At 42.2% G+C, this 6,433-nt stretch carries 5 protein-coding genes, 1 tRNA gene and 1 pseudogene; 6 read left to right on the top strand and 1 reads right to left on the bottom strand.

The window, feature by feature from the left end; all coding sequences use genetic code 11:
- The 3 genes and pseudogenes from ABKW31_RS22485 to ABKW31_RS22495 form a co-directional block, all read left to right on the top strand.
- A pseudogene (locus ABKW31_RS22485) lies at positions 1 to 147 on the top strand (transposase); the annotation flags it as partial.
- Between the two features lie 375 nt (positions 148 to 522).
- Entirely contained in the window at positions 523 to 1,983 is a 1,461-nt protein-coding gene (locus ABKW31_RS22490) for a pitrilysin family protein (protein WP_348618957.1), read from the top strand.
- A gap of 2 nt (positions 1,984 to 1,985) precedes the next feature.
- Positions 1,986 to 3,374, top strand: a complete 1,389-nt coding sequence (locus ABKW31_RS22495) for a pitrilysin family protein (RefSeq protein ID WP_348618958.1) — start codon at positions 1,986 to 1,988, stop codon at positions 3,372 to 3,374.
- A gap of 99 nt (positions 3,375 to 3,473) precedes the next feature.
- Here the strand turns inward: ABKW31_RS22495 and rnhA are convergent, their stop codons facing one another.
- Complete coding sequence (rnhA, locus tag ABKW31_RS22500) at positions 3,474 to 3,935, bottom strand: ribonuclease HI (RefSeq protein ID WP_348618960.1); 462 nt, start codon at positions 3,933 to 3,935, stop codon at positions 3,474 to 3,476.
- A gap of 80 nt (positions 3,936 to 4,015) precedes the next feature.
- On the opposite strand from rnhA, the gene dnaQ reads away from it, so the two are divergent.
- From dnaQ to ABKW31_RS22515, 3 genes are all read left to right on the top strand, one after another.
- The gene (gene dnaQ, locus ABKW31_RS22505) at positions 4,016 to 4,723 is read left to right on the top strand and encodes a DNA polymerase III subunit epsilon (RefSeq protein ID WP_348618961.1); all 708 of its coding nucleotides are present in this window, start codon (positions 4,016 to 4,018) and stop codon (positions 4,721 to 4,723) included.
- 13 nt (positions 4,724 to 4,736) lie between these two features.
- Entirely contained in the window at positions 4,737 to 6,134 is a 1,398-nt protein-coding gene (locus tag ABKW31_RS22510) for a TIGR03503 family protein (RefSeq protein WP_348618962.1), read from the top strand.
- A gap of 223 nt (positions 6,135 to 6,357) precedes the next feature.
- A tRNA-Asp gene (locus ABKW31_RS22515) sits at positions 6,358 to 6,431 on the top strand.
- The last annotated feature ends 2 nt before the right edge of the window (positions 6,432 to 6,433 follow it).

Genomic DNA, 6,433 nt, shown 5'->3' on the forward strand with positions numbered 1-6,433 from the left:
CAATGGTTAACCTTAACCACAGAGTTTGAAAAGCACTTCAGCAGGGCAGTGGGTAGCGAGCAGATGCTGCAACAATACAAAAATAATACCCACCATCAACGCATACGAGGCATGAGTCAGGCTAAGGCTTTATTAAAACGCGCCTAAGCTGAATAACCTCCTATAAAAAATACAACAACACCCAGTTGTTCAACAAGGCTGCGCGATGTTTACCCAAAAGTGTCAACTTTAGTTTTATATACCATTTTTTAGACTAAATCAGCTTCTTCTGATACGCAAAAGGTGCATGACGACTGATACTCTCATTTCTTGAAAAATTGGGGATGAACAGAATTTGTGTTTTTAATATGGCTGTCATGATAACTAATATGCCTGTCATAATAGCTGGTCAGATTGATTATGCTTGGTGTCTTGATCTTGGAGGTTGTTAAAATTGAGGTAACTTTAATACTTGTGCCTAATAAACGCTCTGATTATATTGATAGAGTAAATTACTCAGATGATGGTAACGAGGAGATAAATATGAGATCAAAGAATAAAGTAGTGCTTGCACTGCTGAGTACCTTAGTACTTAGCATAGGTTTATTACAGGGATGTAAGCCCAATAACAGTGACGATCCACTGGCAGACCAATTGGTTGACAAAATGGGTGGCGCCACTAGCCCGGTTAGTTTTAATGTACCAGTGCACTATTCCACGCTGGCCAACGGTTTAAAAGTCGTGATCTCGCCGGATACCACTTCACCTGTAGCGATTATTGGGGTGTATTATAATATTGGTTTTCGGATTGAGCCTAAGGATCGCACTGGCTTCGCACACTTATTTGAACACATGATGTTTCAAGGCTCAGAAAACCTTGGCAAAATGGAGTTTATTAGTTTAGTGCAAAAAAATGGCGGAATACTCAACGGTTCCACTCGTTTCGACTATACCAATTATTTCGAAATTGTCCCCGCGCATAAGCTAGAGACTATGTTGTGGGCTGAAGCCGACCGAATGCGTGGTCTAGCCATTACTCAAGAAAGCTTGACTAACCAGCAAGAGGTAGTTAAGAACGAGGTAAAGGTTAACGTACTAAACCAGCCTTATGGAGGGTTTCCGTGGCTAGATATGCCGCAGTATGCTTTTAATAATTGGTACAACGCCCATAACTTTTATGGCGATTTAGCCGACTTAGACGCTGCCACTCTTGATGACGTTAGCGCTTTTTTCAAACAATATTATTCCCCCAATAATGCCGTAATAGTGGTAGCTGGTGATGTCGATAAAGACAAAACCTTAGCGATGATATCCACTTATTTTGCCAATATTCCTTCGGCACCATTGGCTGCTCAGCCAGACTTAACTGAGTTGCGTCAAGAGCAGGAAAAACGTTTTAACAAATTTGATAAATTGGCCCCTAAACCAGCCTTTGCTTTCGCTTATAAAATGCCGCCACGCAATACCCCTGAGTATTTTGCTATGGGTATTATTGACCAGTTATTGGTGCAAGGTACGGATAGTCTGTTTTACCAAGAGCTAGTAAAAAACAAACAGATAACAGGTGAAGTGGGTGGGGGTATCAACTATCTGTTGGGCAATATGTTTAATTACAACGGCCCCATGTTATGGATGAGCTCGTTTACTCACGATGCGCAACACAGCCAGCAGGATATTCTTAGCGCTGTAGATGGTGTTATTGCGCAACTCAGTGAAATGCCCATACCTCAAGCGGCTATTAATCGAGCCATGGTAAAACTTCGTTCATCATTATTTGATGAAGTAGATAGCTTGTATGGTTTTGGTAAAGTGGATTTACTTGCCAGTTTTGCCCTATTTGACGATGATCCAGCTCGAATCAATCACCTAGAAGAGCAGTTCCAGGCAGTAACACCTGAATTAATTAAAGCGACGGTGAAAGAGTATTTGCGCGCTAGTAATCGTACGATCTTAACGCTAACACCCGGTGAAGCGCCTGCTGCCGCCACCGAGCAAGGAGAATAAGCATGCAAAATTTCCTGATCATTTTTCTTGTTAGCACAGTGTTATGGGTAAATAGTGCTGTTGCAGACAAACAACAGCCCCCAGCAGGTGGTGAGGCAAAAGACTTTGCGCTCACTCAAACCAGTAGTATAGAACTGGACAATGGTCTGCGTGTCGTATTTGTCCCTTACGGTAATACACCTAAGGTCACTTTGAGACTGGTGAGCAAACTCGGCAATTATGATGATGGTGAGTTTGATGGTATTGCAGATTTGGCATATCAACTGCTTACTGAAGGTACACAGAGTCAATCAGCACTCGATATCGCCCAGCGGGCAGCTGACATGGGGGGCCAAGTCATTACTTCTGTGGGTAGCAACTCAAGTTACCTACAAATGGATGTACTCAGTGAATTTGTCGGTGATGCCGCAGCCTTAATGGGTGATTTAGTCCTTAACAGTAAATTAAAGGAAGATGATTTGGATCGAGCACGTAATAATTTTTTGCGTAATATTAGTGTGCAACGGTCTGAGGCTCAGGGGCAAGCGCTTGAAGCCTTCAATCAGACGGTATTTGGTGATCATCCTTACGCGGTGACCTTTGCAGATGACAATAAAGTCAAAGCCATTACTGCAAAAGCTATTTCAGCATTTTTGGAACAAAATTTAGTCGCTAAACGCAGTGTGTTATACGTCTCAGGAAAATTCGATCAGGCCGAGGCAGAATCGGCTATCAGAGTTGCCTTTGCTGATTTAAGCGCAGGTGTGGAGCGAGTCATTTCTACCCCAGTTTATCAAGGAGAGGGTAAGCTTATTTTTATACCAAGAGACAACGCGCCGCAATCGACTATCTACTTTGGTTTACCTGTGGTTGACCCATCTAATCCTGATTACATAGCTTTGGAATTAATGAATACCCTGTTAGGTGGCTCGTTCGCCAGTCGTATCACCTCTAACATCCGTGAAAATAAAGGCTATACTTATTCGCCCAGAAGCATTATCAGTACCCGTATTAATTCTGCTGTATGGTATGAAACAGCTGACGTTACTGCTGAATCAACAGCGGCCGCTTTACAAGAAATTATAAATGAGATCACCCGCCTACAGAACGAAGCTCCTAGTGACGATGAACTTGAGGGCATTAAAAGCTATATGTCAGGTATCTATGTTTTACAAAACTCCACACGTACCGCAATTATCAATCAACTTTGGTTTCTTGAAAGCCATGGCTTGCCCTTAAGTCGCCTTGAAACCTATGTACAAAAAGTAAACAGTGTCAGCCCTGAGCAAATATCTGCTCTGGCGAAAAAATACCTGAGCTTAGAAAATATGACCTTAGTGGTGGTAGGAGACGCTGCAAGTGTTAAACCGCAACTCGCCGCTAACAAGCAAATATCAAGTCTATATCAATAGCTAATAAGCGCTGATCCCACATGGTTTTTGCCATGTGGGATTGTTACATTATTTGCTATTTAATTCGGCCTAAGTCAGTTCTATTATATAAGCTCGAAGCTAGCTGTTAAATCCCTCGTCTTCTAGTTGATTTTTACTCTCTGCTGCTGCTCGTGCTAGTTGATCACAGGCTTCGTTTTCTGGATGGCCTGAGTGGCCTTTTACCCAATGCCACACAACATCGTGTCGAGCAACTTGCTCATCAAGACGTTTCCATAGATCAACATTTTTAACTGGTTTTTTGTCTGAGGTACGCCAGCCATTTTTACGCCAATTTTTGATCCATTGATTAATGCCGTTTTTAACATATTGACTATCGGTGGTGAGATTAATCTTGCATCGTTCAGTTAAGCAAGCAAGTGCTTCAATAGTTGCCAGCAGCTCCATGCGGTTATTGGTGGTGTGTTTGAAGCCTTGGCTTAATTCTTTGCGATGCTCACTAAAGATGAGTACCGCACCGTAACCACCTGGACCTGGGTTGCCCAAACAAGAGCCATCTGTAAAAATTTCGATTTGTTTCATGTAATTATGCAATTTTTTTATTTTAGAGCAGTATAATGAGCAGGATACGTAATGCTACAAAATTCTAAAAAGAGTGTGAAATGCGACAAATTGTTTTAGATACCGAAACGACAGGCCTCGATCCAAAACAGGGGCATCGAGTAATCGAAATTGGCTGTGTTGAGTTGCTTAATCGCCGACTCACGGGTAACACCTTTCATGTCTACATCAACCCCCAACGTATCGTTGAGCAAGAAGCAATTCAGGTGCACGGTATTACCAATGAATATCTTGCGGATAAGCCGGTATTTAGTGCAATAGCCAAAGAATTTGTGGAGTTTATTAAGGGCGCACAGTTAGTTATTCATAATGCGCCTTTTGATATTGGTTTTATGGATGCCGAGTTTGCCCGCATTCCTAATATCGTGGCACAAAAGAGCGCTGAAATTTGTACCGTACTAGATACCTTAGATATGGCTCGGCAGTTACATCCAGGACAAAAAAATAATTTGGATGCCCTGTGCAGACGTTATGGAATTGATAATTCCCATCGTGAAAAACACGGCGCTTTATTAGATTCTGAAATACTGGCTGATGTTTATCTCATGATGACAGGCGGCCAAACCGATCTGAATTTGTCAGGTAAATCGAATAAAGAAGGGGGAGTGCAGCAAGAAATCATCAGACGACTGCCTTCTGATAGAAAAGCGTTAAAGGTTGTGAAGGCTACGGCCGATGAAATAGCTATGCATGAACAACGCCTTGATCTTGTTTTGAAAAAAGGCGGTAGTTGCCTGTGGCGACAATAATAATTGGATAGCTATGTTAGCCAGACTATTTAGAAAACGAGTACAGCGGGGGCCTCTTCTGGGTCTATTTGTGCTGTTTTTTATTTACCATGCGGCCTTTGCGCAAACTACAGATGATCCCAGTACGGCTAAAGCTAAACAAGAAGTCGAATCGTCACCCATTAGTATCCTAGGTTCGGAGTATCAAAACGGCATCAAATTAATGCAAAACCGTTTTCGGATTGATTACATGGTTGACGAAATCACCATGATTTTCTTTCGTGAATATGGCAGTTCTCCAATTGTATTAGTCAGGCCAGATGGCAGTAAGATTTTTCAGTCTGACGCCGATGGCACTGATTTATTTTGGTTCGATGCGGCTACTTATGACATGATTAGTTTAAAAAAACCGACGCCGGGCCCATGGCAAGCTATCGGTCAAATCATACCAAATAGCCGAGTAATGGTGATTAGTGATATCGCCTTGCATGCCGACCCTTTACCGAAAATAATATTTTCGGGCGAAATACTAAAACAAACTGCTTATCTAACCAATCATGGCAAACCCATTGACTACCGAGAGTTTCGTGACGTAGTTGAGCTGAATATCGAATTTATTAGCACCAATAACCCTAACTTTAATAACTTTGGTGCACAGACACAAAATATCGCCAGTTTTGAAGATAATGGAAAGGGGATGGATGAACGTCCTCTCGACGGTATTTTTACTGGTCAGTTTAACTTATCAGTAGCTGATGGAGAGTGGAGCCCGGTATTTTCGGTTTCAACGCCAATGTTCACTCGAGAGCAAGTGGCGGACAATCTGATGTTATACCCTAATCCAATTAAAATTTCGGTTGAAAAAGATGAAATTGGTAAGGGCTATCATAAATTGCTTATCGATACAGAACGGGAATTGGTTGATTTGTCGACCTTGTTGGTAGATGGGAAAATCCGTTTTCCGAATGGGGATATTCAAAATTTTTCAATTACCGATATGTCTGACAATGTGCGTGAATACGAAATTGTCAATTATGAGTCAGGGGTTTATCGCGTCAAGTTAACCGCCTATGGAAACACTGTCGAAGGCAGAGAGTTTATTTTAGATGTACCCGAGTTTAGTTTCTTGGTAGAAGAGCCAAAACCTGTCGTAGAGCTTAGTGATGTGACAACCACGCCAATAGATACTGAAGGTCAAGTGGCTGAAGAGCTTGGGCAAAATGCCGAGCTTAACGCCAATATAGATGATAAAACTGATGTGATGACTACAGCTGAGATAGATGAGTCAGAGCAGGGATGGCAAAAAAGCACGGTGATATTATTTGTGATTGGCTTAAATCTACTTATTGTCATAGTTGGGGCTGGTGCAATCTGGTATTTTACGCGTCGCCGTTCCAATGGTGGTTTAAGCAAGGAGCTTAAATTAGATTAGCGTTGCTGTATTGCTTGTTTAATCGCCATAGATCTGTTTATTTTATGTAGTAGGCCAATAAAACAGCTGAAATTGGTTAATCCTAGAGCAATCAAACTAGTTATGTGTATTTTGCGGAAAAAAGCGGTTGACTCACCTTAGGTGAACCCGTATTATCTGCGCCGCGGTTGACGAGGTGGGTCCAGTATCCATAGCGTAACTGCTTGATAATATTAAAGAATGTGGAGTGGTAGTTCAGTTGGTTAGAATACCGGCCTGTCACGCCGGGGGTCGCGGGTTCAAGTCCCGTCCACTCCGCC

Origin of the sequence: Paraglaciecola sp. 25GB23A (genome assembly GCF_040012495.1) — a bacterium.
Taxonomy (GTDB): domain Bacteria; phylum Pseudomonadota; class Gammaproteobacteria; order Enterobacterales; family Alteromonadaceae; genus Paraglaciecola.

Coding starts and splice junctions, on each gene's coding strand:
- dnaQ (WP_348618961.1), top strand. CDS start 4,016: ATGCGACAAATTGTTTTAGATACCGAAACGACAGGCCTCGATCCAAAA.
- ABKW31_RS22510 (WP_348618962.1), top strand. CDS start 4,737: ATGTTAGCCAGACTATTTAGAAAACGAGTACAGCGGGGGCCTCTTCTG.
- ABKW31_RS22490 (WP_348618957.1), top strand. CDS start 523: ATGAGATCAAAGAATAAAGTAGTGCTTGCACTGCTGAGTACCTTAGTA.
- ABKW31_RS22495 (WP_348618958.1), top strand. CDS start 1,986: ATGCAAAATTTCCTGATCATTTTTCTTGTTAGCACAGTGTTATGGGTA.
- rnhA (WP_348618960.1), bottom strand. CDS start 3,935: ATGAAACAAATCGAAATTTTTACAGATGGCTCTTGTTTGGGCAACCCA.